26 protein-coding genes are annotated in these 23,348 nt (G+C 55.5%); 21 read left to right on the top strand and 5 right to left on the bottom strand.

Annotation, left to right across the window (positions count from 1 at the left end; all coding sequences use genetic code 11):
* The first annotated feature begins 36 nt into the window (after positions 1-36).
* The 10 genes from CWI35_RS02675 to CWI35_RS02635 all read left to right on the top strand — a co-directional run bounded on the left by CWI35_RS02675 (position 37) and on the right by CWI35_RS02635 (position 8,888).
* On the top strand, positions 37-1,695 hold the full coding sequence (locus CWI35_RS02675) for an IS1634 family transposase (RefSeq protein WP_011229657.1): 1,659 nt from the start codon (positions 37-39) through the stop codon (positions 1,693-1,695).
* Between the two features lie 196 nt (positions 1,696-1,891).
* Positions 1,892-2,641: an IclR family transcriptional regulator gene (locus CWI35_RS02670; protein WP_013145506.1), complete on the top strand. Its 750-nt coding sequence runs from the start codon at positions 1,892-1,894 to the stop codon at positions 2,639-2,641.
* The gene (pxpB, locus tag CWI35_RS02665) at positions 2,638-3,330 is read left to right on the top strand and encodes a 5-oxoprolinase subunit PxpB (protein ID WP_013145505.1); all 693 of its coding nucleotides are present in this window, start codon (positions 2,638-2,640) and stop codon (positions 3,328-3,330) included. The genes CWI35_RS02670 and pxpB overlap by 4 nt, the downstream gene beginning before the upstream one ends.
* The gene (locus CWI35_RS02660; RefSeq protein ID WP_014195657.1) at positions 3,323-4,294 is read left to right on the top strand and encodes a 5-oxoprolinase subunit C family protein; all 972 of its coding nucleotides are present in this window, start codon (positions 3,323-3,325) and stop codon (positions 4,292-4,294) included. Before pxpB ends, CWI35_RS02660 begins: the two co-directional genes overlap by 8 nt.
* Positions 4,291-5,061 carry a 5-oxoprolinase subunit PxpA gene (locus tag CWI35_RS02655; protein WP_011230998.1) on the top strand — a complete coding sequence of 257 codons (771 nt, stop codon included), beginning with the start codon at positions 4,291-4,293 and terminating at the stop codon, positions 5,059-5,061. Before CWI35_RS02660 ends, CWI35_RS02655 begins: the two co-directional genes overlap by 4 nt.
* Positions 5,058-5,219, top strand: a complete 162-nt coding sequence (locus tag CWI35_RS18205; RefSeq protein WP_014195658.1) for a hypothetical protein — start codon at positions 5,058-5,060, stop codon at positions 5,217-5,219. Before CWI35_RS02655 ends, CWI35_RS18205 begins: the two co-directional genes overlap by 4 nt.
* Before the next feature lie 109 nt (positions 5,220-5,328).
* Positions 5,329-5,859 (top strand): 2-thiouracil desulfurase family protein, encoded by a 531-nt coding sequence (locus CWI35_RS18790; RefSeq protein ID WP_014195659.1) that lies wholly within the window; start codon positions 5,329-5,331, stop codon positions 5,857-5,859.
* Positions 5,860-5,885: 26 nt separating this feature from the next.
* Positions 5,886-6,125: an HAD family hydrolase gene (locus CWI35_RS02645; protein WP_011231000.1), complete on the top strand. Its 240-nt coding sequence runs from the start codon at positions 5,886-5,888 to the stop codon at positions 6,123-6,125.
* Positions 6,126-6,225: 100 nt separating this feature from the next.
* On the top strand, positions 6,226-7,908 hold the full coding sequence (locus CWI35_RS02640) for a long-chain fatty acid--CoA ligase (protein WP_014195660.1): 1,683 nt from the start codon (positions 6,226-6,228) through the stop codon (positions 7,906-7,908).
* Positions 7,908-8,888: a phosphotriesterase family protein gene (locus CWI35_RS02635; RefSeq protein ID WP_014195661.1), complete on the top strand. Its 981-nt coding sequence runs from the start codon at positions 7,908-7,910 to the stop codon at positions 8,886-8,888. The genes CWI35_RS02640 and CWI35_RS02635 overlap by 1 nt, the downstream gene beginning before the upstream one ends.
* 76 nt (positions 8,889-8,964) lie before the next feature.
* Here CWI35_RS02635 and CWI35_RS02630 read toward each other — a convergent pair whose 3' ends face one another.
* Positions 8,965-9,207 (bottom strand): hypothetical protein, encoded by a 243-nt coding sequence (locus CWI35_RS02630; RefSeq protein ID WP_025039201.1) that lies wholly within the window; start codon positions 9,205-9,207, stop codon positions 8,965-8,967.
* 65 nt (positions 9,208-9,272) lie between these two features.
* On the opposite strand from CWI35_RS02630, the gene CWI35_RS02625 reads away from it, so the two are divergent.
* The 5 genes from CWI35_RS02625 to thiE all read left to right on the top strand — a co-directional run bounded on the left by CWI35_RS02625 (position 9,273) and on the right by thiE (position 14,448).
* Positions 9,273-10,952 carry a DUF6044 family protein gene (locus CWI35_RS02625; RefSeq protein WP_011231003.1) on the top strand — a complete coding sequence of 560 codons (1,680 nt, stop codon included), beginning with the start codon at positions 9,273-9,275 and terminating at the stop codon, positions 10,950-10,952.
* A gap of 1 nt (position 10,953) precedes the next feature.
* Entirely contained in the window at positions 10,954-11,976 is a 1,023-nt protein-coding gene (locus CWI35_RS02620; RefSeq protein WP_023634543.1) for a glycosyltransferase family 2 protein, read from the top strand.
* A 172-nt stretch (positions 11,977-12,148) separates the two neighbouring features.
* Entirely contained in the window at positions 12,149-12,958 is an 810-nt protein-coding gene (thiM, locus tag CWI35_RS02615; protein WP_011231005.1) for a hydroxyethylthiazole kinase, read from the top strand.
* Between the two features lie 18 nt (positions 12,959-12,976).
* On the top strand, positions 12,977-13,777 hold the full coding sequence (thiD, locus tag CWI35_RS02610; protein WP_011231006.1) for a bifunctional hydroxymethylpyrimidine kinase/phosphomethylpyrimidine kinase: 801 nt from the start codon (positions 12,977-12,979) through the stop codon (positions 13,775-13,777).
* Positions 13,778-13,782: 5 nt separating this feature from the next.
* Positions 13,783-14,448 (top strand): thiamine phosphate synthase, encoded by a 666-nt coding sequence (gene thiE / locus CWI35_RS02605; protein ID WP_011231007.1) that lies wholly within the window; start codon positions 13,783-13,785, stop codon positions 14,446-14,448.
* Positions 14,449-14,538: 90 nt separating this feature from the next.
* Here the strand turns inward: thiE and CWI35_RS02600 are convergent, their stop codons facing one another.
* Positions 14,539-15,534, bottom strand: coding sequence for an acyltransferase family protein (locus tag CWI35_RS02600; RefSeq protein WP_014195665.1), 996 nt, complete (start codon positions 15,532-15,534; stop codon positions 14,539-14,541).
* Between the two features lie 125 nt (positions 15,535-15,659).
* Here CWI35_RS02600 and CWI35_RS02595 point away from each other — a divergent pair, with 125 nt between their 5' ends.
* The 5 genes from CWI35_RS02595 (at position 15,660) to CWI35_RS02570 (ending at position 18,742) form a co-directional block, all read left to right on the top strand.
* A complete protein-coding gene (locus CWI35_RS02595; RefSeq protein ID WP_011231009.1) occupies positions 15,660-15,821 on the top strand; it encodes a hypothetical protein in 162 nt (53 codons plus the stop codon).
* Positions 15,822-16,001 (top strand): H-type small acid-soluble spore protein, encoded by a 180-nt coding sequence (locus tag CWI35_RS02590; protein WP_011231010.1) that lies wholly within the window; start codon positions 15,822-15,824, stop codon positions 15,999-16,001.
* 224 nt (positions 16,002-16,225) lie between these two features.
* A complete protein-coding gene (locus CWI35_RS02580; protein WP_015374689.1) occupies positions 16,226-17,593 on the top strand; it encodes an ISLre2-like element ISGsp3 family transposase in 1,368 nt (455 codons plus the stop codon).
* Between the two features lie 235 nt (positions 17,594-17,828).
* A complete protein-coding gene (locus CWI35_RS02575) occupies positions 17,829-17,999 on the top strand; it encodes a twin-arginine translocase TatA/TatE family subunit (RefSeq protein WP_011231011.1) in 171 nt (56 codons plus the stop codon).
* Between the two features lie 167 nt (positions 18,000-18,166).
* The gene (locus CWI35_RS02570) at positions 18,167-18,742 is read left to right on the top strand and encodes a YitT family protein (protein WP_014195667.1); all 576 of its coding nucleotides are present in this window, start codon (positions 18,167-18,169) and stop codon (positions 18,740-18,742) included.
* Positions 18,743-18,969: 227 nt separating this feature from the next.
* Here CWI35_RS02570 and CWI35_RS02565 read toward each other — a convergent pair whose 3' ends face one another.
* The 3 genes from CWI35_RS02565 to CWI35_RS02555 form a co-directional block, all read right to left on the bottom strand.
* Complete coding sequence (locus tag CWI35_RS02565; RefSeq protein WP_011231013.1) at positions 18,970-20,331, bottom strand: S8 family peptidase; 1,362 nt, start codon at positions 20,329-20,331, stop codon at positions 18,970-18,972.
* Between the two features lie 331 nt (positions 20,332-20,662).
* On the bottom strand, positions 20,663-20,959 hold the full coding sequence (locus CWI35_RS02560; RefSeq protein ID WP_011231014.1) for a spore coat protein: 297 nt from the start codon (positions 20,957-20,959) through the stop codon (positions 20,663-20,665).
* A gap of 20 nt (positions 20,960-20,979) precedes the next feature.
* Positions 20,980-21,165: a DUF892 family protein gene (locus CWI35_RS02555; protein WP_011231015.1), complete on the bottom strand. Its 186-nt coding sequence runs from the start codon at positions 21,163-21,165 to the stop codon at positions 20,980-20,982.
* Positions 21,166-21,360: 195 nt separating this feature from the next.
* Here CWI35_RS02555 and CWI35_RS02550 point away from each other — a divergent pair, with 195 nt between their 5' ends.
* The gene (locus tag CWI35_RS02550; RefSeq protein WP_011231016.1) at positions 21,361-23,298 is read left to right on the top strand and encodes a hypothetical protein; all 1,938 of its coding nucleotides are present in this window, start codon (positions 21,361-21,363) and stop codon (positions 23,296-23,298) included.
* Positions 23,299-23,348: the final 50 nt, after the last annotated feature.

Below are 23,348 nucleotides of genomic sequence, written 5' to 3'. Positions count from 1 at the left end.
CTTGACACACAAGGAAAGTGAAGGAGTTTTTCTCTCATGAACGTTCAAGTCAAAAAGGTCTATCGTAATGATTATTTGAATATAATAAGTGCCCTATTCAAGAAACTGGGCCTGCCCCAATTGATTGACCATCTCGTTCCCGTTGATCCACAGTGCCAGACTCGAGTCAGCGATGCCGTTCAGGCCATCATCTACAATCTGTTTGACGGCCGGCAAGCCCTCGTTCACGTGGAACGATGGGCTCAGGAGATCGATCTAGAGAAACTCATCCGTCCCGGTCTCCATCCTTCCTGGTTGAACGACGATGCCTTGGCTCGTCATCTCGACCGCTTGTATGAGGCCGACATTCACAAGGTGATCAGCACTTGCTTGATTCACATTTATCGCAAAGAAGGCCTTTCCCTCCGAGCCTTTCACGCCGATACGACGGACAAGACGGTTTACGGCGCGTATGAATCGGCCTCATTAGAGGCTTTGCAGATCACACATGGCTATAACCGCCATCATCGTTGGCAAAAACAGATCGGCTTCGGACTGGTCGGCAACGAGGACGGCATCCCGTTTTACGGCGATGTGCACGACGGCAACCTGCCTGACAAAACGTGGAATCCGGAGGTGCTGTCCCGTGTCCACGAACAGCTCAAACAAGCCAAGATGGAAGACGAATGGATTTACGTGGCCGATTCCGCCGCGATGACAAAAGACACTCTGGCGCAAACCAAAGCGGCCAACGCCTTTTTGATCACCCGAGGCCCTTCGTCGCTTCGGATCGTGAAACGGGCATTAGCGGAGGCCGATTCGCCTCACATCCCGTGGAGCGAACCCTTTACCCTGGCGGAGAGAAACGGCGCCACGTACCGGGTATGGGAAACATCCTCCACCTATGAAGGCCACCCCGTTCGGCTGATCGTCGTCGAATCGAGTGCGCTCGACCAGCGAAAAGGAAAGACGCTCGAAAAAGAACGAACCAAAGAAGCGGAGCTTCTTCGCGAGGAACAAGCCCATTGGGAGCGCCACCCTTTCTCCTGCCGGGAAGATGCCGAACAAGCCTTGGCGTCCCTCAAGGCGTCCCTTCGCCCCCGGTTTCATCGGGTTGAGGCCGCGGTCGAAGAGATCGTACGCCCGAAAAAACGGCGCGGACGGCCGAAAAAAGGGGCGGAACCCGAGGTGGAGACGCTGTATTTCTTGCACCTTGACGTCGAATTCGACCAAGACGCGTGGGAACAGGCGAGACGGAAAGCGTCCCGGTTTGTCCTTGTCACGACCGTTCCGAAGGAATGGAAGGGCCAACCCATGGATGCCCAAGAGATCTTGAAGCTGTATAAAGGGCAGATCTCGGTGGAAATGAACTTCGCTTTTTTGAAAGATCCGTTTTTCACGGATGAGATTTACGTCAAAAAACCAGAACGGGTCGCAGTATTAGGCTATTTGTTTCTGTTGGCCTTGGCTATTTACCGCGTTTTTCAGCGCCGAGTGCGTCAGTTTATTACTCCAGAACACCCGTTGAAGGGTCCTGGAGGCCGCAAGCTGACCCGGCCGACGGGACAGGCGATTTTTCAGCTGTTTCAATATGTGAACGTCGTCCTGTTCAAGCTGCCGGATGGGCGCATCCAACGCTCACTGGATCGCTCCCTTACCCCTGATCAGCGAAGGATTCTGCAGGGGTTGGGGCTGGATGAGAGCATTTACGTGTAACGTCATACGGAACGACCAGCGATGGTAAAAAAAGGATTGCCATCGCTCGTTGTGTTGGTCAAAAAGTTATTCTGAAAAACTAAATAAAAAATCCTTTGTTTTGACCTTGTTAGGGTGCGAAATGTGAGTTATAATAAAAAATATATAACTCGTATTTTGGAATTAATATTCTGATATTCGGAACAGAGGGGCAATGATGAATAAAACGGTCTTAAAAACAAAAGAACTGCTTGATTTGTTTCTCGATTGCGAACGGTTGACGCTGCCGGAAATGGTCGAGCGGCTTCGGATGCCCAAAACGTCGGTGTACCGGATGGCGCAGTCGCTTGTTGTCCTTGGTTTTTTGCAAAAACGAGGCGATTACTATGAGCTCGGTTTAGCCTTCTTGACGTTTGGCGCGCTCGTCGCCGAGCGGCTCGATATTCGCCGGGCGGCGCTGCCGGTGATGAAGCGGCTGAAAGAGGAGACGAACGAAGCGGTGAATCTTGTCATTCGCGACGGCGATGAGGCGCTGTATATTGAAAAAGTCGAGACGTCCGAGCCGGTGCGCGTCTATACGAAAGTCGGGCGGCGCGCCCCTCTGTATGCCGGGGCGTGCCCTCGTGTCTTGCTCGCGTTTATGGACAAGGCGGATCGGGAACGTTATTTAGAACAAGTCGAGCTTGTCAAAATCGCCAAACATACGGTGACCGACAAAGAAGCGCTGCGCCGGTTGTTGGAAGAAGACCGGGACCGCGGCTATACGGTCAGCTATTCTGAGCTGGAAAACTATTCGGCCGCCGTTGCGGTGCCGATTTTCAACCATGAAGGCGCGGCGGTTGCCGGGCTGAGCGTTGCCGGGCCGGAACAGCGCTTTTCGCCAGATGATGTGGCGCGCATCGTTCCGCGATTGAAGCAGGCGGCGATGGACATTTCGCGCGAACTCGGCTTTCGGGGGAAGGGATGACGGTGGAGTATACGTTGTTTCCATTATGCGAATATGCGGTGACGGTTCGGTTTTCAGACCGCATTGACGAGGACGTGAATGATATCGTCCACCAAACGGCCGCCCGGCTTCAGGCCGAGCGAAAAGAAGGCATCGAGGAGATCGTGCCGGCGTTTTCGTCACTCACCATCTACTATGATCCATTGGTGATCGATTACATCGGCATAGGCGCATGGCTAAGGAAAAACATCAGGCGGTCTGAACAAGCGGTGCGGCGTTCGGCGCGGACGGTCGTCATTCCCGTCTGTTACGGCGGCGAATTCGGTCCGGATTTGCCGGATGTCGCTCGTTTCCATGGGATGACAGAAGACGAAGTGATAGCGCTCCATTCGGCCGGACGCTACCGAGTTTATATGATCGGCTTTTCTCCTGGATTTGCCTATTTAGGAGGGCTGTCGCCGCGCTTGGCGACGCCAAGGCGGTCGGTGCCGCGCACAAAAGTGCCTGCCGGTTCGGTCGGCATCGCCGGCGGACAGACGGGCGTCTACCCGCTTGCGACGCCGGGCGGCTGGCAACTGATCGGTCGAACGCCGCTGAAGCTGTTTGACCCGCACCGAGAGAAGCCAAGTTTGCTTGCGGCTGGCGATATCGTCGCGTTTCAGCCGATTGGGGCTGATGAATTTGCACGTTGGAGCGAGGAACATGATTGACGTCATCGAGGCTGGGTTGTTTACAACCGTGCAAGATGGCGGGCGTTTTGGCTACCGGCATGCCGGCGTGCCGGCGGGCGGGGCGATGGATGCGTGGGCGTATCGCCTGGCTAATGCGCTTGTCGGCAACAACGGTGATGAGGCGGTGCTTGAGGCGACGATGGCCGGACCGACGCTTCGGTTTCGCGTCGAGGCCGTCGTTGCGGTATGCGGCGGCGATTTCCCGTGCACGCTCAATGGGCAGCCGATTTCCCTTTGGAAACCGGAGATCGTCAAATCGGGCGATGTGCTCGAAGTAGGGGTGTGTCGGACGGGGTTTCGGGCGTATATCGCTGTATCAGGCGGCATCGACGTCCCGCCCGTGATGGGCAGTCGTTCCACGTACGTTCCAGCCCAGCTTGGTGGGCTTTCAGGCCGCCCGTTGCAGCGGGGCGATGCACTGCCGGTCGGCGTTACTCATGGGCGTCGTGTTATCGGCCGGATGCGTTGGGGTCTTGCTTCGGCCGCCCGCCGCTATATTGGTGGGAAAACGAAAACGGTGCGCGCGGTTCCCGGTCCGGAGTATGACGAATTTACGCCGGCGAGCCGCCGCCAGTTTTTCGCCGCCCGCTATGAGGTGACGACGCAGTCCGATCGGATCGGCTATCGGCTTTCTGGACGGGCGTTGGCGCTTGTGCGCGAGCGGGAGATGGTCTCGGAAGCGGTCGTTTTCGGCACGGTGCAAGTCCCGGCATCCGGCCAGCCGATCGTATTGATGGCGGACAGCCAGACAACCGGCGGCTACCCGCGCATCGCCCAGGTTGCGTCTGTGGATTTGCCGATTCTCGCGCAGGCTCGTCCGGGTGACTTTATCCAATTTCAGCCGATCGAGCCGGAAGAAGCGATGTGGCTTTATCGGGAACAACAGCAACGGCTGGCTCGATGGATTGCGGCCATTCGCCGTCAATGGGAGGGAGAACGGTGAGGACGATTGATTTGAATTGCGATTTCGGCGAAAGCTTTGGGGTGTATAGGCTTGGGCAGGAAGAAATCTTATCGTACGTGACCTCTGTCAACATCGCCTGTGGGTTTCACGCCGGCGACCCGCTCGTCATGCGGCGGACGGTGCAACTCGCCATCCAGCATGGCGTTGCCATCGGCGCCCATCCGGGGTTTCCGGACTTGTTTGGCTTCGGACGGCGCGCCATGGCCGTTTCGCCAGAGGAGGTATACGCCTATGTAGTCTACCAAATCGGCGCGCTGGCTGCGTTTGTGAAGGCGGAAGGCGGCGTGATGACGCATGTTAAGCCGCACGGCGCCTTGTACAATATGGCGGCGAAAGACGCGGCGCTGGCCGAAGCGATCGCCAAAGCGGTGCATGATGTCGATCCGATGCTTGTCTTATACGGCTTGTCGGGAAGCGAACTCATCCGCGCCGGCCGCGCCTGCGGCTTGCGGACGGCGAGCGAAGTGTTCGCCGATCGGACGTATCAGGCGGACGGTTCGCTCACCCCAAGAAGCGATCCGCGCGCCATCATCGCGGATGAAGACGAAGCGGTCACGCAAGTGCTTATGATGATCCGCGACCGGCGCGTTCGCTCGGTGCAAGGGACGGACGTGGCGATTGAAGCCGACACCGTCTGTCTCCATGGCGACAATGAACAGGCGGTGCGATTTGCCAAGCGGCTCTATCAAGCCTTGCAAAACGAAGGAATCGCCATTCAGGCGCCGCGCCGAGAGGAAAGACGATGAAGAAAGCCGGAACACCATATTTGGCGCCCTTGCCGTCTTCTTTAATGGTGTATATGGGCGTGTGCACTGCCATGCAGCAGCTGCCGAATAAGCGCCTTAAGCAGGAAACTCGCTTAGGGCGCTGTTTTCATTTGGAGCTGTTTATTGCTTCTTCTTAACTTATACCGATTTTTTGGCTGGCTCAATGAAATGGCCTTCATGACAGTCGATCTTCAATTGGTTACAATAACAAAGAGAGGTGACGGAACGAGAAAGGAGTACAAAAGGATGCACTACGCCATTCCGACAGTGGTGGTCAGCGAATGCCTCGGCTTTTCTGCCTGCCGGTATAACGGCGATATCATTCACAATTCGTTTGTCTCTCGTTTAGGGGAGTTTGCTCGGCTTGTGCCTGTATGCCCAGAAGTGGCCATTGGGCTTGGGGTTCCGCGGGAGACGGTCCGACTTGTGAAACGAGGCGAGGAAAGGCGGCTTGTGCAGTCGTCGACGAACCGAGATTGGACGAGGGAAATGAATTTGCCACCTCCTTTGTTTTTGACAGAGGCGGAGCGGGCCGCGCCCCCTGGATACTCTTTGTTCAGCGCGGTGCAGTTTGGATACGTTTTGATTTTGGCTGCCGCTTCGGCCGAACGGAACGAGTCGAAGAAAAAGCTGGCTGCGAGCGCAAAGGAAAGGACAAGCGGGATCACGAATCTCATCATGTGTTCCTCCTCTTTGCAACATAATGGTAAGCTTTTCCGGAATCATATTTTGCCATATTGGCTTTTGTCTATCAACCAAAAACGAACAAGCAAATGATGACGGGCCAAGAAAGGGGAAACGGTATGCACGGAGCAGACATCAAAGCGATCGTCTTTGATTTGGACGGAACATTATACGAGGAAACGGAGCATTTTGACTATTATGCCGAGCAGGTGGCGAAACGTCTTCGTGAAGCAGATCGGCCGCGCTTTTGGGACGACTACCGCGCCGTGCTCGCCGCCTGTTGTAGGCGGTGTATTTTTGTTTTGTATATTCAGAAAATTATTGAAAATATTTATGAAAGCGTGTACAATAAAAAATAGTCGGCTATATACCAACTGGTCAGTAAAAAAAGCTATCCAATGCTGCTTGCGTGGAGGCTGCCGCAGTGAACGATCGCGTGAAAAGGAGGAGGAAAACGGAATGAATACGAGACATTACCCGTATTGGCCGAAACGGCTCTCAAAAACGCTGGCTGTGCCGGAGACGACGCTGGTCGACCATTTGGAAACAACGGCGAAGCGCTATCCGAACAAAACGGCGATTTACTATTACGGAGCCGTGTATTCGTACAAACAGCTGCTCGATGAAGTGAACGCGTTGGCCGGCTATTTGCAGCAAAAGCTGTCCGTCAAACCGGGCGACCGCGTTCTATTGTACATGCAAAATTCTCCGCAGTTTGTCATCTCCTACTATGCCATTTTGCGCGCTGAAGCGATCGTCGTGCCGATCAATCCGATGAACACCTCAGAGGAGCTTTCCTTTTACGTCAATGATTGCGAAACGAGAGTCGCCATCGTTGGGCAGGAGCTGCTTGACAAAGCGGCCCCGCTCCTTGGACGAACGGCGTTGGAACAAATCATCGTCGCCGCTTATTCTGATTATGCTTCCGATGAATCGCCGGTTTCGCTTCCGGCTGAAGTGGCGGCGCCGCGGCGGGCCATTGGGGATGAGCGCATTCTTTTATGGGCGGACTGCCTCGGCGCCCAATTGCCGCCGCTTCCATACAACGGCCATGTTGATGACATCGCCGTCTTGCCATACACATCCGGGACGACCGGGGTGCCAAAAGGCTGCATCCACCCGCACCGGACGGTGAACGCCAACATCGTCGGCGCCTACCACTGGGGCAATGTGACGAGCGATTCGGTCGCGTTGGCGACGCTGCCGTTTTTCCATGTCACGGGGATGGTCCATAGCATGCATACGCCGATTTTCGCCGGCGCCGCCATGGTGTTGATGACGCGCTGGGATCGGGACGCGGCCGCCCGGCTGATTGAATTGCACCGCTGCACGCATTGGGTGAACATCAGCACGATGCTGATCGACTTTTTGGCCAACCCGGCGCTTGGCCGGTATGACATTTCCTCGCTTTCGAGCATTTCCGGCGGCGGAGCGGCGCTTCCGGAAGCGGTCGGGGAAAAATTGTTCCAGCTCACCGGCGTCCGTTATTTTGAAGGCTACGGGCTGACGGAGACGATTTCGCAGACGCATTTCAATCCGCCGGACCGGCCGAAATTGCAATGTCTCGGCGTTCCGTCGTTTGACGTCGACGCGCGCATCATCGACCCGGCGACGGGGCGGGAGCTTGGCGTCGGCGAAGTCGGGGAGATCATCGTTTGTGGCCCGCAAGTGTTCCGCGGCTATTACCGGCGTGAAAAAGAAACGGAAGAAGCGTTCATCGAGCTCGACGGCAAGCGGTTTTTCCGCACCGGCGACATCGGGCGGATGGATGAGGAAGGCTACTTTTTCATCGTCGACCGCGTCAAACGGATGATCAACGCTTCTGGATACAAAGTGTGGCCGACCGAAGTCGAGTCGCTTTTGTACAAACATCCGGCTGTTCAGCAGGCGTGCGTTGTCGGCGTGCCGGATCCGCGCCGCGGCGAAACGGTGAAGGCGTTTATCGTCCTTCATGACGAGTATGTCGGCAAAGTAACGGAAGAAGAGATCATTGAATGGTCCAAGACGCAAATGGCGGCGTACAAATATCCGCGCCTCGTTGAATTCCGCTCATCGCTGCCGATGACGTCAAGCGGCAAGCTGCTTTGGCGGAAACTGCAGGAAGAGGAGTATGAAAAAGCGGGGAAAGGGGTGAACAACTGATGGCGGAGATGGTAGAAACGGTATGCGGGCCGGTGCCGGTGGAACAGCTTGGCAAAACGCTCATCCACGAGCATTTCCTCTTCGGTTATCCAGGGTTTCAAGGCGATGTGACGCGCGGCACGTTCCGTGAAGACGAGGCGCTTCGCGTCGCAGTCGAGGCGGCGGAAAAGATGAAGCGGCACGGCATTCAAACGGTTGTCGATCCGACGCCGAACGATTGCGGGCGCAACCCGGCGTTTTTGCGGCGCGTCGCTGAAGAGACGGGGCTGAACATTATTTGCGCCACCGGCTATTATTATGAAGGGGAAGGGGCGCCGCCGTACTTCCAATTCCGCCGGCTTCTCGGAACAGCAGAAGATGACATTTACGACATGTTTATGGCCGAGCTGACCGAGGGCATTGCCGATACCGGAATCAAGGCGGGTGTCATCAAGCTCGCCTCGAGCAAAGGGCGCATCACCGAGTACGAAAAGATGTTCTTCCGCGCCGCCGCCCGCGCGCAAAAAGAGACGGGCGCGGTCATCATCACCCATACGCAAGAAGGAACGATGGGGCCGGAACAAGCCGCCTATTTGCTTGAGCACGGCGCCGATCCGAAAAAAATTGTCATCGGCCATATGTGCGGCAACACGGACCCGGACTATCATCGAAAGACGCTTGCTTACGGCGTTTACATTGCGTTTGACCGCTTCGGCATCCAAGGGATGGTCGGCGCGCCGACCGATGAGGAGCGGGTGCGGACGCTCCTTGCTCTGCTCCGCGATGGGTACGAGAAACAAATTATGCTGTCGCATGACACTGTCAACGTTTGGCTCGGTCGTCCGTTTACGCTGCCGGAACCGTTTGCGGAAATGATGAAAAATTGGCATGTCGAGCATTTGTTTGTGAACCTCATTCCCGCGCTGAAAAATGAAGGAATCCGCGACGAAGTGCTTGAGCAAATGTTCATCGGCAATCCGGCGGCGCTGTTCTCGGCTTGACGCCGTTTGTAAGGTCGGTAAAAACCGCGCTTTCTGCAAAATCGTTGTTGCGAACGCGCGGAAAAGCGGTTGTTTATCATCCTAAACCGAGAAAACCCCCACTTCCACGCGTGAGCGTAGGTGGGAGAGCGTTCAAGAGCGAAATCTCCATGGTTCGCGCGTTTTTTCGTTCCATCACCAGCTTTTTGGGCAACGTTGTGTTGCATGCAAAAGGCTGATCGAAAGGTAAATAGACGAATAGAAAACCGCCGTCATCAGGCTTCATCCGGCCGACGGCGGTTTTTTGTTTGGACAGGGGTCCGTTTTTTTCCATTCTCATGAATAATTTTCCTGTTGGGTTGAACAATAAAGAAAGACAAGAGCCGGGCGAAAGGGGGAGAAAAGGTGCCGGCCATCGAAAAGCGAATCCTGATCTTCTCTTTCGTTGTCATCGCCTTGTACGTGTCGCCGTATTTTGTGCTTGGCGAGGATGCGCATATGCGCGTCCACGACAATTTGGATTCGAACATCGCCTGGTATAAGGTGCTCACTCGAAGCGGTGAGCTGTTCGGACCGGTCGATGGCGTCATTCCGCAAATCATCAACGGCCTGCCGCGCAACGCGTTCGGCACAGAATTCAGCGGCATCGTTTGGCTTCACGCCCTGTTTCCATCCATTTACGCCTATGGGCTCAGTCAAGCCGCAACCCGCGTATTGGCGTTCATCGGCATGTATTTGCTGCTGCGAAAACATGTGCTGCCGGGCGAGCGCTGGGGATGGATTCGCATCGGCTCTTCGTTGACGTTTGCCTTGACGCCGTTTTGGCCATCGGGAATGTTAAGTACGCTCGGGATGCCGCTTGCGCTTTGGGCGTTTTTAAACATTCGGGGCGGCGAGCGTTCATGGGTGAACTGGGCGGTGTTGACGCTTTTGCCGCTCTATTCGAGCTTCGTGCTTGGATTTTTCTTTTTCTTGAGCGCGCTTGGGATTTGGTGGCTCATTGATGTCATCCGCGGCAAGGGTTGGAATTGGCGGTTTTTGGCGGCCATCGTCTATATGACGATGCTCTATTTGGCGGTCGATTACCGGCTTGTCCATTCGCTCTTGTTTTCCAATGAGCCGACAAGCCGCGACGAATATTTCCACGCCCGTCTGCCGCTTTGGCGCGTCATCCGGCTGACGTTCAAAAACTATGTGCTCGGCCACACCCACGTCATGACCGTGCATGGGCTCGTCATTTTACCGGTGACGCTCGTTGCCTTGTACATTGTATGGAAGCGGAAAAGCTGGCGGCGGGAGAAACTGTTTTTGATTTTGCACGGGTTGAACTTCGCGCTGTCGACATGGTATGCGTTTTGGTTTTACAAAGGATGGCTGCCGCTCACCGAACGGTTTGATTTGCTCGATAAGTTCAATTTCGCCCGCTACCATTTTTTGCGGCCAATGGTGATTTACGTCTTGTTTGCACTGGCGCTGAAAATTTTTTGGCAGGAAGGCCGAAGGTGGCGGGCGGTCGGTGCGGCGGCCATTGTCTTGCAGCTTGTCGTGCTTGCTTTATGCAATGAGGAAATCGTCTACCGCGACAAGCCGTCGTTTCGCGAGTTTTACGCGGAAAAGCAGTTTGCCGCCATTCGCCGCTATATCGGCCGCCCGGTGCATACATACCGTGTCGCCAGCATCGGCATCCACCCGGCGATCGCTCAATACAACGGCTTTTACACACTCGATACGTACAACAACTTTTATCCGCTCGAATACAAGCATCGGTTTCGCCGCATCATCGCCAAGGAGCTTGCGAAAAACAAAAAACTGCGCGAGTATTTCGATGAATGGGGCGGGCGCTGCTATTTGTTCGTCGATGAGCTCGGCAAGCGGTATATGTTTCAGAAAAACTCGAAGCGGACGATTCGCAGCTTGGAATTGAACACAAACGTGTTTTATAACATGGGCGGGCGCTACATTTTTTCAGCGCTGCCGATTGAAAATGCCGACGAAAACGCCTTGCGCCTTGAGCGGGTGTTCCGTTCCAAAGAGTCCGCGTGGACCATCTATTTATACAAAGTCGTGCCGGAGGGAGGAAGGTGACATGTTCGAACCGACGTTGGCTATTGTTGTGCCGTGTTACAACGAAGAAGAGGTGCTGCCGGAGACGATCCGCCGCTTACGGGAGTTGCGCGAACAATTGATTGAAGAGCAGCTCATTTCATCCAACAGCGCGCTTTTGTTCGTCGATGACGGCAGCTGTGATGACACATGGAAGATCATATACAAAGCGAGTTTGCGTCACCCGGAAGTGAAAGGGCTGAAACTGGCGCATAACGCCGGCCACCAAAACGCGCTGCTTGCTGGGCTGTTCGCCGCGAAAAGGCATGCCGATTGCCTCATTTCGATCGACGCCGATTTGCAAGATGATGTAGCGGCGATTCGGGAATTTGTGCAAAAGTTTCGTGAAGGCTATGACATCGTCTACGGCGTGCGCCGGCGGCGCGATGCCGATACATGGTTCAAGCGCCATACGGCGCAAGGGTTTTATCGGTTGATGAAGGCGTTTGGCGTCGATCTCGTTTACAATCACGCCGACTATCGCCTTATGAGCCGGCGCGCTGTGGACGCGCTTGAACAGTTCGGGGAAGCGAACTTGTTTTTGCGCGGCATCGTTCCACTTTTGGGCTTTCGGTCGGCGACGGTTTATTATGACCGAAAAGAGCGGCTGGCCGGGAAAACGAAATATCCGCTGAAAAAAATGATCGCCTTTGCGCTTGACGGCGTGACGTCGTTCAGCGTCACCCCGATCCGTTTCATTTCGCTCGTTGGGTTTCTCTCGTTTGTCGTCAGCTTGATGTTTGGTGCCTATTTTCTTTTCCTCAAATGGGTCGGGCATACGGAAACGGGTTGGACGTCGCTCATTACGTCCATTTGGCTGTTAGGAGGGTTGCAACTGATGGCGCTCGGGCTGATTGGTGAATATATTGGAAAAATTTACAAAGAAACAAAACGGCGGCCGCGCTATATCATCGATTTGGATTTGTGGAATTGGCCGCTGCCGCAGCGGCTGTCGCCGGCGGCGCCGTCCGAAGAGGGAGGGGCGGCCGAATGGACGCGTTCGTAATGGAACAAAAAGGGAGGTGCGCTTTGGCGGCCGCCTTTTTTCTTTGTCTTGCAATTCAAAAAAAGAAAGAGTAGACTGATGGATGGGGAGAATGGATCATTCTATTGGCCGAAAGTACGGCGAAAGCCAGTGTATGGCCGGCGAAAGGGCTTGGAAAGGGGAGAAACCGGAAATGGCCAATTGGCATGAATGGGCGGAACTGCTCGAGCGGGTAAGAGAGGAGAATCCGCTCGTCCATAATATCACGAATGTCGTTGTGACGAATTGGACGGCGAATGGATTGCTTGCGCTTGGCGCTTCGCCGGTGATGGCGTATGCGAAAGAGGAAGTGGGCGAGATGGCGAAGCTCGCTGGAGCGCTTGTCCTCAATATTGGGACGTTGAATGACAAAGAGGTGGAAGCGATGCTTGTCGCCGGCCAGGCAGCCAATGAAGCCGGCGTGCCGGTCATTTTCGACCCGGTCGGGGCCGGGGCCACGCGCTACCGGACGGAGACGGCGCGCCGCATCGCGGAACAAGTCAAGCTTGCCGTGATCCGTGGCAATGCGGCGGAGATCGCCAATATGATTGGTGAGGCGTGGACGATTAAAGGAGTCGATGCCGGCGGCGGCAGCGGCGATCGAGTGGCGTTGGCCAAACGGGCGGCGGAGCAGCTCGGCGCCGTTGTCGCGATTACTGGAAAAGAGGACGTCGTTGCGGACGGACAGACGACGTATCTTATTCAGAACGGCCATCCGTTGTTGACGAAAGTGACCGGAGCGGGCTGCTTGCTGACATCGGTCATCGGAGCGTTTGCGGCCGTTGAGCGCGATGCGGCGGCAGCGGCGGTGGCCGCTCTTGTGTATTACGGCGTCGCAGCGGAGCAGGCGGCGGCCAAAGCCGGGGAGCGCGGACCGGGCAGCTTCCAGACGGCGTTTTTGGACGCGTTGGCGTATACAAGCGTCGATGATGTCAAACGGCATGGCCGGGTGGAACAACGGTAAAAGGGGAGGAGAAACACGATGGTGTACAAAGCGTTGACGATTGCCGGGTCGGACAGCGGCGGCGGCGCCGGCATTCAGGCTGACTTGAAAACGTTCCAGGAGCTCGGCGTCTTTGGCATGTCAGCGATCACGGCGGTGACGGCGCAAAACACCCTTGGCGTGCAAGGAGTCTATCCGCTCTCGGCGGAAGCAGTCGCCGCCCAGATCGAATCGGTGGCCGCCGATTTAGGCGCGGATGCGGTGAAAACCGGCATGCTCTTTAGTGCCGAGATCATTCGTACGGTTGCTGAACAAGTGAAAAAACATAAATGGGAGCGGCTGGTCGTCGACCCGGTGATGATCGCCAAAGGCGGCGCTCCGCTGTTGCAAGAGGAAGCGGTGGCCGCGCTGAAAGAAGAGCTGCTGCCGATGGCGCTTGTCATTACACCGAACATTCCAGAAGCGGAAGCGTTGACGGGCGTTGTCATCCGCACGATGGATGACCGCCGCGAAGCCGCGCGCCTCCTCCACCGGATGGGCGCCCGCTATGTCGTCGTGAAAGGCGGCCATGACGATGATGGCGAAGAAACCGTCGACTTGCTGTATAACGGCAGCGAATTTTCCTATTTTAAAAGCAAGCGAATTGACACGCGCCATACGCACGGAACCGGGTGTACATTTGCCGCGGCGATCGCCGCTGAGCTGGCGAAAGGGCGGCATCCTGTCGACGCTGTCGCGACGGCGAAGGCGTTTGTGCAATCGGCGATTGCCCACCCGCTCGGCATCGGCCAAGGCCATGGGCCGACGAACCATTGGGCGTACCGCCAATATGGAGAGTGAGAACGATGGTGCGCATCGCGAGCGGCGAAATGAAGGAGCGGCTGGCTGTTTACTTCATTATGGGAAGCCAAAACAGCGAACGTCCGGCCGCCGATGTGCTGAAAGAAGCGCTTGACGGCGGTGTGACGTTGTTTCAATTCCGCGAAAAAGGGCCGGGCGCTTTAAAAGGGGCGGACAAAGAGGCGCTCGCCCGGCAGCTGCAGCGCCTTTGCCGCGCTTATGGGGTGCCGTTTATCGTCAACGATGACGTCGAGCTGGCCCTCGCCATTGATGCCGACGGCGTCCATGTCGGTCAAGACGATGAGGACGCGCGGCGCGTGCGGGAAAAAATCGGCGATAAAATTTTGGGCGTCTCAGCGCACAACGTCGAAGAAGCGATGGCGGCCGTTGAGGCGGGCGCCGATTACCTCGGCGTCGGCCCGATTTACCCGACCAGTTCGAAAGAGGATGCAAAGGAAGCGCAAGGACCGGATGTTCTCCGCCGCTTGCGCGAAGCCGGCATCACCATTCCAATCGTCGCCATTGGCGGCATTACGGCTGCGAACGCCAAAACCGTTGTGGAAGCCGGGGCGGATGGAGTATCCGTCATCAGCGCCATCGCTTCGGCTCCGTCGCCAAAGGCGGCGGCCGCCGCCTTAGCGGAAGCGGTGCGGGCAGCCCGCACGCGCTGAATGAAAAAGTCGGTTTCCACTTGTAGGCAAAGCGCCATAAATGGAAAAAGGTGTCCCGTTGATATTTCGGGACACCTTCTTTTTTGACTGCTAGGTCGTTGTCTGCCGCCAGTTCGGCCATCGCCATTCCAACAGCGGCCGCACGAGCCGGACGACCGGCTTGCTTCCAAGGATGAGCATCATGGCAACCGACAGTGCAAGCAGAAGCGGATAGCCGTGCACATCCATAATAAAGTCTGGGAATGGCGTCTCGTGCAAATATTTTAAAATAAACCCGTGCAAGATATAGATGTAAAACGTGCGCGCCCCGAGCACGGAAAAGAAGAAGCGACGGCTCGGGATGAGCGACAGAAAGCCAAACATCATGAGCAGGCTCGCCCCATAAATGGCGAGGCGGCTCGCAATGCCGGCTGATTCCGAGACGCCGAGCGTATCGTACGATTTCGAGCCGTACAGCCAATCTTGCGGCAAATCCGGAAACCCGAAATGGATGACGAAAAACATGCCAACAAGCACGAATAGCGAAACGAGGCGCACTGGGGCGGCAAACAAGCGCTCGATCGCCGACTTTTGAAAGAAAAATCCAAGCAAAAAGAACGGGAAAAACGTGAGCGTTCGCGACAAGCTCAGCCATTTTTCCACTTCCATCATCCCGCCGGCAAGGCCGAAAAGAAGCGCCATCGGCAATGCGATCCGCTTTGGCAGCCGGCCGAACCATAACAGCAGCACGTTCCAGCTAAACAGGCTGAGCAAAAACCATAAACTCCAATGCGGGGTCAATAAGTCAAGTTCCAGCGACTGTTTGTCATACAGGAAGAAATAGTAGATCGAATACACCAGCTGGAACAGAACGTACGGGATGAGCAATTTTTTCGTGATCTTTTGCAAGTAGCCGTGCTCGTCGAATTTTTTTGCGAAATAGCCGGAAATGAAAACGAACGCCGGCATGTGGAAAAAGAAAATCCACGTATACAAGCTGTGCACCCATAAGACGTCATCAATGTACGGGCGCAGAAAGTGGCCAAACACGACGAGGAGCATGAGCGCGCATTTTGCGTTGTCAAAATAATAGTCCCGCTCCTTCATAGTGTTTCCTCCTTTCTGTACACACCAATTCGAATCATACTCCTTCTTTTTGAGGGAGTCAACGCAGGAAACGAAGCGATGGGATGTCCGCTGTCATCAGTTTGCCAAAGAAAGGTGATGATTCGGTGAAAAACGATCGGCGCGAAATAGGCGATATGACGCAGTTGCTTGAAATCATCAACGCCAAAGGAGACGAAGGCGAGCTTCATGAGATTGTCTGCAACGACGAGTTGTTTTGGAAAAGCTTGCGGGCACAGGCGGAAGACAGTGCGAAAGGAGGGGAGTAAATGGAACTGTTGCGGGCGAAGCGAATGGCTGAAGCCGGGGAGATCGTTCCGGTGATGTATAAAGGGAAACAAGTGGTGATTCAGCACGTCGATGATGAGCGCGAAATGGCTCGCGTTTATTTCACCGATGAGCCGGAACACGAACAAGACGTACCGGTGCGACTGCTTGAGGAACAATGAGAGATGTGCAAATTGTCGCCGTTTTGTCAAGGGGTGTGAGTAAAATATTTGTGGGTGACATTCCGAAATGATCCCCGACGAGGGTTGCGAACTTTTGTTCGCGACGCTCGTCGGGGCCACCAAGCGAAGCGCGGTAGAAAAAAGCAAATGTCATGCAAAAAGGACTCTCTCCCTGCTATGATGGTGATTGTCAACATCAACCGAAAACAGGAGGGAGAGAGTCCATGAAACATCTTACCACAGAATGGCCTTTATTAAAAGAGCTGGAGGAACAATTAGTCAGAACTCTTCAAAAGGTGTTCGCTGTCTTGTTGGCGGCCCTTTTGGAGGAGATTGATCAACAACTGGCGGAAGCGCGGGACAAGCGCCGGTATCAGCTGAAAGACAAACGGCCGACTACGATCCAAACGCTGTTTGGAGAAGTGACGTTTCGACGGAACTACTACTATGACCGGCAAACGGGGAACTATACCTTCTTGCTGGATGCCGAATTAGGCTTTGATGGGGCCCGATCGATCAGTCCTTGCCTCGAGGAAACGGCGGTCGAGTTGGCCGTAGAGTGCTCTTCCTACCGCAAAGCGGCCCGTACGTTGGAGTCGATCGTGGGGTATGCGGTCATGAGCCACGAGGCGATTCGCCAACTGGTGCTGGAGGCCCCTGTCTCGCTGCACCGCCCTGTTTCCCAACGGCACGGCCGGGTGCTGTTTGTGGAGGCGGATGGACTGTTTATTTCCCGCCAGGGGAAAGGGAAACGGGCGAAAGAAGAGAAAATCCTGGCGGTTCACGAGGGATGGAAACGAAACGGTTCGCAGCTCGAGCTCGTGAACCGGCGCCACTACCTCCATGAAGGGGAGGGAGACGTGTGGGAACGGTTCGAAGAGTGGCTGATGAACGAATATGCCTATGATCCGTGCCGGGACCTGTTGATCATCAACGGCGACGCGGCGTCGTGGATCACGGCCTGCCGGGAGTATTTTGGGAAGCGGGCGTGCTTTCAGCTGGATCGATTTCATGTGGCGCGGGAGCTGCGTCAGTGTCTGTCCGGCCATCCGCGTTGGCGGGAGGTGCGGAAGAAGCTGGCGAAACAAGACGAAGAGGGGCTTCTCGTGGAGCTGAACAGCGCGGTCGGCACGTTGGAGGACGAAGCGAAAGAGAAGCAGATGGCTGCCATGATCCGCCGGATCGAGTCGATGCCGGGATGCATCCGGGACTATCGGGAGTGGCTGTCGGAGCAAGGGGTGGAGACGACCGGCATGCGTCCGATGGGCCACGCCGAGAGCGTGATGAGCCGGTTTGCGCATCGGGTGAAATCCCGCCGCAGCTGGAAAGACCAAGGGCTTCGGGCGTTTCTGAGGGCGATGGCGGCCCGAATCGACGGGATTTGGCGGAGAAATGGGCAGTTGGTGGAGGAAGAAGAGACCCGAACGGCGGCCTCGGCCTCAACAAAGTCCAAGCGGATCGAACAGGCCAAACGGAAGGCCGGACGGTTATGGGCAGATGTGGTGCGTCAGAATCTACCGTGTCTGCAGCGGTCATCCGGGACACCGATCCATCAAGCGTTGTCGGCGCTCCGGGATGGTGGTTGGGTGTAAAAAAATGGAATATCGTATCATCGCCTCAAGATGAGGGATGAGAGTCCGAAAGCGCTTACGATATTAATTCCTGAAAATGGTTCGCTAACTAGTGATTGACAACGCCCGTAGTGAACCGAAAAAATGTTCTCCACAAAGTCTTGACTGACTCTGTCAAGGGAAAGACGATGACACTGTCTGTTCTTCTATGGTATAATGATTCAAGAAACGACGCTTGAACATTGGAGTGACAAACATGAACATCGGCTTTGGAGAAATTGCGCTCATCGTCTTTTTCGCTTTGCTCATTTTCGGGCCGAAAAAGCTGCCGGAGTTAGGACAAGCGGCCGGGAAAACGCTGCGCGAATTTAAGAATGCGACAAAAGGCATCATCGACGATGACGAGACGACAAAAGCGCAAAAATAAGAGGTTGGGCATAGAGGCCTGGCCTCTTATTTTTGCATTTCGTCCGTGACCAGCCATTTCCTCCGCGATGCGGCAAAAAAGAGACAAGCTCTGTCAAGGGGCGCCATATACATATATATGGAGGCATGTTGGCTCGTTGGGATAAGCCGTGGCGGAGGGGTTTCGTGATGATCAAAAAAATGGCGGCGGTGATTGTCGGCAGTCTGCTTCTTGGCGTTGGCATCAACGTCTTTTTAGTCCCTCACCATTTGCTTGATGGGGGGATGATCGGGCTCGGGCTGATCGCCAAATACGTGTGGCACGTTCAGGCTGGGTTGACGATGATCGTCTTAAGCGTTCCGCTTTATGCAGCCGCATGGTTTTACTACCGCCCGTTTTTTTACAACAGCTTGCACGGACTTTTATTTTCCTCATGGATGATTGACGTATTGTCCGTTTTGCGCGGCGTGGTGGTGTTGGATCCGCTTTTGAGCGCGGTCATCGGCGGGGTGCTGGTCGGCGCGGGCATCGGCTTGATGCTGCGCGAGGAGACGAGCACGGGCGGGACCGACCTGCTCGCCCAGTTTATCGCTAGATGGACGAACTGGAACGTCGGGATCATCATTTTTGTCATTGACGCCTGCATTATTTCAGCTGGGAGCATGATCATCGACTCAGTGCCGTTTGTCCACTCGCTTGTCGTCGTCACGGTCGTCGGAGCGGTGACGACGATGTTGACGTGCGAAAAAACGATGGGGGTATAGCCCGAATCCCCATCGTTTTTCGTTTCAGCAGAAATTTAGGCGCGCCTCTATGGAATATGGCATCGCTTGCCGGCGTGGGCTGTTCGCCCCCAGAGGCGCCGTTTCCGGCTGTTTGCTGATTTATGCTGTGGGGGAGTTTTAACATCGTTCGCACAGGAGATGAGAATTTTGTCCGTTTGACCTTTCCCAGCGACGAGTTCCCCAATCATTGGCGGAAGGAGCATCGGTTATTGCTTAGCCAGCTCGAGCGCGCGGTAGACGTTAATCAGCCCATAGCCGTAATACGGATCTTTTCCTCTCTCTCCCAAATCGTCAGCGCTTTCGAGAATAATGTCGCGCACTTCATCGTTCGAAAGCCGCGGGTTGACGGAGCGGATCAAAGCGGCGAGCGCGGTGACGTGCGGCGCGGCCATCGACGTGCCGGAAAGGGCGGCGTACCGGTGGCCGGCAAACGTGCTGGCAATGTTCGTTCCAGGCGCGACGACATCCACATAGTCGCCGTAGTTGGAATAAAGCGCATAGGAAAGATCCGGGTTGACAGCGCCAACACTGATCACTTCTGGATAAGCGGCTGGGAAGCTCGCCTGCGACGTGCTGTCGTTGCCGGAAGCGGCGACAAGCACGACATCATGAGCGTCGGCGTAGCGGATCGCTTCCTCAAGCACCGAGGACGGTTGGTAGTTGCCAAGGCTTAAATTGATGACCTTTGCCCCGTGGTCGACCGCCCAGCGGATTCCTTTCGCTACATCAATGCTCGTTCCATAGCCGTCCGCATTTAATGCTTTGACGGCCATGATCGGGTTGAACCATGTCATGCCGGCGACTCCTTCGCCGTTGTTCGGCTGTGAGGCGATAATGCCAGCGACATGGGTGCCATGGCCGTTTTCGTCATTCGGAGAGCGGTCGTCGGCCAATACGTTATATCCGGGCAGAAGGCGACGGGTTAAATCGGGATGGGTCAAATCGACTCCGCTGTCGATGATGGCGACAGGCACATTCCGCTTGCCGCGCGACAGCGTCCAGCCGTCTTCGGTATGAATGGCCGGCAAGTTCCACTGGTAGCGGGCGTAAAACGAATCGTTCGGCACCGGCGCCGGCTTGTTCCACTCATTTTGCATGTAAATGTAGTGCGGTTCACAATAATCAACCGTTGGAAGAGAGCGGAAATAGCGGCGCATTTCCTCATACGTTTGCTCGCGCGAGCGGAATACAAACACGTGGTCGACCTGCTTGATGAACTGGCCGGCGATGGCTGCCTCCATTTGTTGAAGACGGCTTTCCGATGGCAATGCCCGAAAGCGGACCACGATCTCATTGGCGAAATAATGGCTTCGGTCACCGCGGCGATTATGGAGGATTTCCCGAATGCGCGGGTGCTTGTTCAACTGCTGTTTCAGCTGCTCGCCTGCGCTTAAGCTGTCTAAGGCGACAACGGTTGGATGGGTGGGTGCGACCTCGGCGTCAAACGGCTTCAGCCGCGGTGGAGCCGGGGCGTTTTCTTCTGGAGCCGGTCGCCCCAAGACGGCTGCGGCAACGAGTAGAGCAACAACCGCGCTGGCCGCGGCCCATATTCGGTATCGGCGTTTCACGCTGTTCACCTCCTTTGTTGTTAGGATGGGCGATTGACGGACAAATCATGAAAAATGGGATTCACCTTTTGCCATGGTGAAATCCCATTTTCTTCTTCAGCGGCCGACCGATTGCATACAGATGCAATTTGAAGTTTTCACATTTGCGGCTTTTGCCGAGCATTTGATCGACTGTCGGGAGACCGAACAACGCCGCTTTCAGCCTCATGTATGGGTCTGAGAAGCGGATGGTTGTTCGGTCTTCCGTCACGCCAAGGCGTGACGGGGGCAAGCCTGTGGCTTGCCCTCGACAGTCGAAAAATAGATAAGCGGCTTTTCTGTCAAAGATATGTTAAACGTTTTGATTGTATCTAGACAGCACTTGCTGCGCTGCTTGCAGATCGAGGCGCAGCTGCTCTTGAACGTTCGTCGGATGGTAGTACCCTTTGTTGACCATATATTGGCTGATCTGTTCATGGAATGTGATCGCGTCATTCAAATGTTGCTTTAACGTGTTGCGCACTTCTGGGGTGGAAGCTTCGGCAATGGCCATCGCGCATCCTTTAATGGCGTTTTTCGCACTGATCAGGCAATCAGCGGCGATCATTTGATCGTTCAATACGCCGGTCGGTGTCATCGTTGCCTGCATCGTTGTCCCTCCTTTTGTCCTTATGACAGCAAGTTTTGCAAGTCGCGGATGTGCTGCTGTGTCTTTTGCATGTCTTGTTGAATGAGCGATTTCAATTGTGGATCGCTTGCCATTTGCTGCATGGCGGCACTTTTGGCAAGACAGGTGCTTTTAAACATAAGCAGTTCGTGCAGCTCAAGCGTTTCGTGTGTTCCTGCCGCGTTCATTCTTCTCACCACCTTCCGTGACATAGTATGTGTCCGGCTGTTTGCAGTATGGGTGGGGAATGATGGGAAAAGCGGGTCGTGGCGCTTTGAACGATCGCGACAATGGGGAAAAGAAGGAGTCCGCGCGCTCAAGTTTTGCCTAGAGCGGGGCATACTATGGGCGCAATCCGCTTTATGAAGGAGGTAGGGAAACGGGTGAGAAAAACATTCATTGTGCTAAGCGTTGCTGTTCTCCTTCTTTTGGTTGCCGGGGCCGTTCTTCTTTTGCGCCGAGGCGAGTATGCGTTTGTGCCGGATGGGAGCGATATTGCGCCGTATGAAGCGAGCAAACAGACTGGAATCGATGTGTGGGGGCGATGGATCGCAGCGGATGACCGCCGCATCCAAGCGTTGTCGGCTAGAAACGAGCATTTGCAAAAAGAGGAAGGGGCGGTTGTCGTCGATGACCGGTTGCTTCGTCTCGGCAAGGAGGTGTTTTATAAAGAAACGTTCGGCAATGAAGTGTTTTTGACCGACATTATGGGTATTGTCGACGGGCCGCTGACGCTTGCCAATATGGCCAAAGCTATTGTCGCATTAAAAGGAGAAGGGACGACGAATTTGCGCGTGCCGCTTGCCGAAGATGTGACGATCGGCGGACGCACATATAAAAAAGGCGAGTTGATCGACACGGGCATCGACGTGCCCAAAGGGTCATACTTGCCGCTCGGGATGCCGATCGTCACCGACGGCGGCCGCATGCGCGTCGGCATCAGCTGCGCCGCCTGCCATGCGACCGTCGATCCAGTGACCAAAAAAGTGGTGGAAGGGGCGCCGAACAACGATTTGAATGCCGGAATGCTCATGGCGTTGGCGACGAATTCGAGCGCTTATTTTACTCATGCCAATATCCGCTCGCTGAAAAAATATATCCGCTCGTTCGATCGGACGATCATCGATTCGCACGGGCGCAAAGCGGCGCTGCCGGATCCGGAGCTGCTTGAGCGGGACGTGGATCGCATTTTTGCCAGCTGGCCGCGCGGCAATTTTGATTCGACGATCGATATGAAAGCGAATCCGGCGCAAATTCCGGATTCGTTTACACGCGGCGACCATCCGTACGGGTGGAGCGGCTTTGCCGCCGCCGGCTCATTCCATGGCTTGGCTGCTTTCAGCAACAACGTGCACGCGCAAAATGCCGATTCGCTCGCGCAGGCGGAAATTAGCGATGCGCTGTTTGGCATTGATAAAGAAGTGTATCTCGGCACGATTTTGCAAAACGCCGCCCATCCGCGGTTTCGCTATCAGCCGACGACAAAGGAGAAACCGTCCGCCTTTTTCGCGAAAGTCGACCCGACGCCGAAAACGGCCGGCGTTAATCAGTTTGTCGCGCCGCCGCAGTTTCCGAAAGTATCGCTCGTCGCTCCAGATGGGTTGATCGTCAGCGAGCCGGGTTATCGGTTCAATGAGCAAAACAATGCCGTGGCCGCTTGGCAAAATACGCTCAATCCGCCGCCGCCAAATGAACGGATCAGCGAGGAGCGGGCGGCGAGAGGAAGAGAGGTGTTTGTCCGCGCCGGTTGCATCCGCTGCCATGCCGGGGCGTATTTGACGAACAACCGAGTCATCGCTGCTGATGTAGTGGGCACCGAGCCGTCGCGGGCGAAAGCGCTGAAGAAAACAGAAAAAGTGTTTGGAGAGCCGGTGTTGTACGCTCCTGACACGCCGGTGCCGATTCCAAAAGGGGCGAAAGTGTTGAAAGTGCCAACTGATCAGTTAGACCGAGAACAAATCCGGCTCTCCTTTGCTCATGGCGATTCACCGGGAGGGTATAAAGTGCCGAGCCTGATCGGGCTCGCTTGGAGCGCTCCATACTTGCATGATGGCGGCGTGGCGGTTGGGCCGAACGGTGAGCTCGGGCTTTCGGGCACCGTTCAAAAAGGCATCGCCCCTGATGCGCGCAACAGTCTGCGGGCGCTGATCGACCGGACGTGGCGCGAGCGCGTCATCGCCGCCAACGCCAAGGACTCCGACTTGCGGACGGTGCATGTGACCGGCGCCGGGCACCGTTATTGGATCGACCGTCAAGCCGGATTTACGAAGGAAGAGCAAGAGGCGGTATTGGACTATTTGTTGTCGCTCACCTCGCGCTGACCGCATCGAGCGTCGTTTATTCTGCGCTCATGCCGCTGGGAATAGTTCCC

This window comes from [Bacillus] caldolyticus (genome assembly GCF_003595605.1).
Taxonomy (GTDB): domain Bacteria; phylum Bacillota; class Bacilli; order Bacillales; family Anoxybacillaceae; genus Geobacillus; species Geobacillus thermoleovorans.
This window is presented reverse-complemented; position numbering and strand designations above follow the sequence as displayed.

What these genes read in the sequence shown, in the direction of transcription:
- CWI35_RS18205 (WP_014195658.1), top strand. Translation starts at nt 5,058, where the DNA reads ATGAAGAAAGCCGGAACACCATATTTGGCGCCCTTGCCGTCTTCTTTA.
- pxpB (WP_013145505.1), top strand. Translation starts at nt 2,638, where the DNA reads ATGACGGTGGAGTATACGTTGTTTCCATTATGCGAATATGCGGTGACG.
- CWI35_RS02555 (WP_011231015.1), bottom strand. Translation starts at nt 21,165, where the DNA reads ATGAACGCGGCAGGAACACACGAAACGCTTGAGCTGCACGAACTGCTT.
- CWI35_RS02640 (WP_014195660.1), top strand. Translation starts at nt 6,226, where the DNA reads ATGAATACGAGACATTACCCGTATTGGCCGAAACGGCTCTCAAAAACG.
- CWI35_RS02635 (WP_014195661.1), top strand. Translation starts at nt 7,908, where the DNA reads ATGGCGGAGATGGTAGAAACGGTATGCGGGCCGGTGCCGGTGGAACAG.
- CWI35_RS02630 (WP_025039201.1), bottom strand. Translation starts at nt 9,207, where the DNA reads ATGAGAATGGAAAAAAACGGACCCCTGTCCAAACAAAAAACCGCCGTC.
- CWI35_RS02620 (WP_023634543.1), top strand. Translation starts at nt 10,954, where the DNA reads ATGTTCGAACCGACGTTGGCTATTGTTGTGCCGTGTTACAACGAAGAA.
- CWI35_RS02645 (WP_011231000.1), top strand. Translation starts at nt 5,886, where the DNA reads ATGCACGGAGCAGACATCAAAGCGATCGTCTTTGATTTGGACGGAACA.
- CWI35_RS02600 (WP_014195665.1), bottom strand. Translation starts at nt 15,534, where the DNA reads ATGAAGGAGCGGGACTATTATTTTGACAACGCAAAATGCGCGCTCATG.
- thiD (WP_011231006.1), top strand. Translation starts at nt 12,977, where the DNA reads ATGGTGTACAAAGCGTTGACGATTGCCGGGTCGGACAGCGGCGGCGGC.
- CWI35_RS02570 (WP_014195667.1), top strand. Translation starts at nt 18,167, where the DNA reads ATGATCAAAAAAATGGCGGCGGTGATTGTCGGCAGTCTGCTTCTTGGC.
- CWI35_RS02575 (WP_011231011.1), top strand. Translation starts at nt 17,829, where the DNA reads ATGAACATCGGCTTTGGAGAAATTGCGCTCATCGTCTTTTTCGCTTTG.
- thiE (WP_011231007.1), top strand. Translation starts at nt 13,783, where the DNA reads ATGGTGCGCATCGCGAGCGGCGAAATGAAGGAGCGGCTGGCTGTTTAC.
- CWI35_RS02590 (WP_011231010.1), top strand. Translation starts at nt 15,822, where the DNA reads ATGGAACTGTTGCGGGCGAAGCGAATGGCTGAAGCCGGGGAGATCGTT.
- CWI35_RS02660 (WP_014195657.1), top strand. Translation starts at nt 3,323, where the DNA reads ATGATTGACGTCATCGAGGCTGGGTTGTTTACAACCGTGCAAGATGGC.
- CWI35_RS02560 (WP_011231014.1), bottom strand. Translation starts at nt 20,959, where the DNA reads ATGCAGGCAACGATGACACCGACCGGCGTATTGAACGATCAAATGATC.
- CWI35_RS02580 (WP_015374689.1), top strand. Translation starts at nt 16,226, where the DNA reads ATGAAACATCTTACCACAGAATGGCCTTTATTAAAAGAGCTGGAGGAA.
- thiM (WP_011231005.1), top strand. Translation starts at nt 12,149, where the DNA reads ATGGCCAATTGGCATGAATGGGCGGAACTGCTCGAGCGGGTAAGAGAG.
- CWI35_RS02670 (WP_013145506.1), top strand. Translation starts at nt 1,892, where the DNA reads ATGAATAAAACGGTCTTAAAAACAAAAGAACTGCTTGATTTGTTTCTC.
- CWI35_RS02675 (WP_011229657.1), top strand. Translation starts at nt 37, where the DNA reads ATGAACGTTCAAGTCAAAAAGGTCTATCGTAATGATTATTTGAATATA.
- CWI35_RS18790 (WP_014195659.1), top strand. Translation starts at nt 5,329, where the DNA reads ATGCACTACGCCATTCCGACAGTGGTGGTCAGCGAATGCCTCGGCTTT.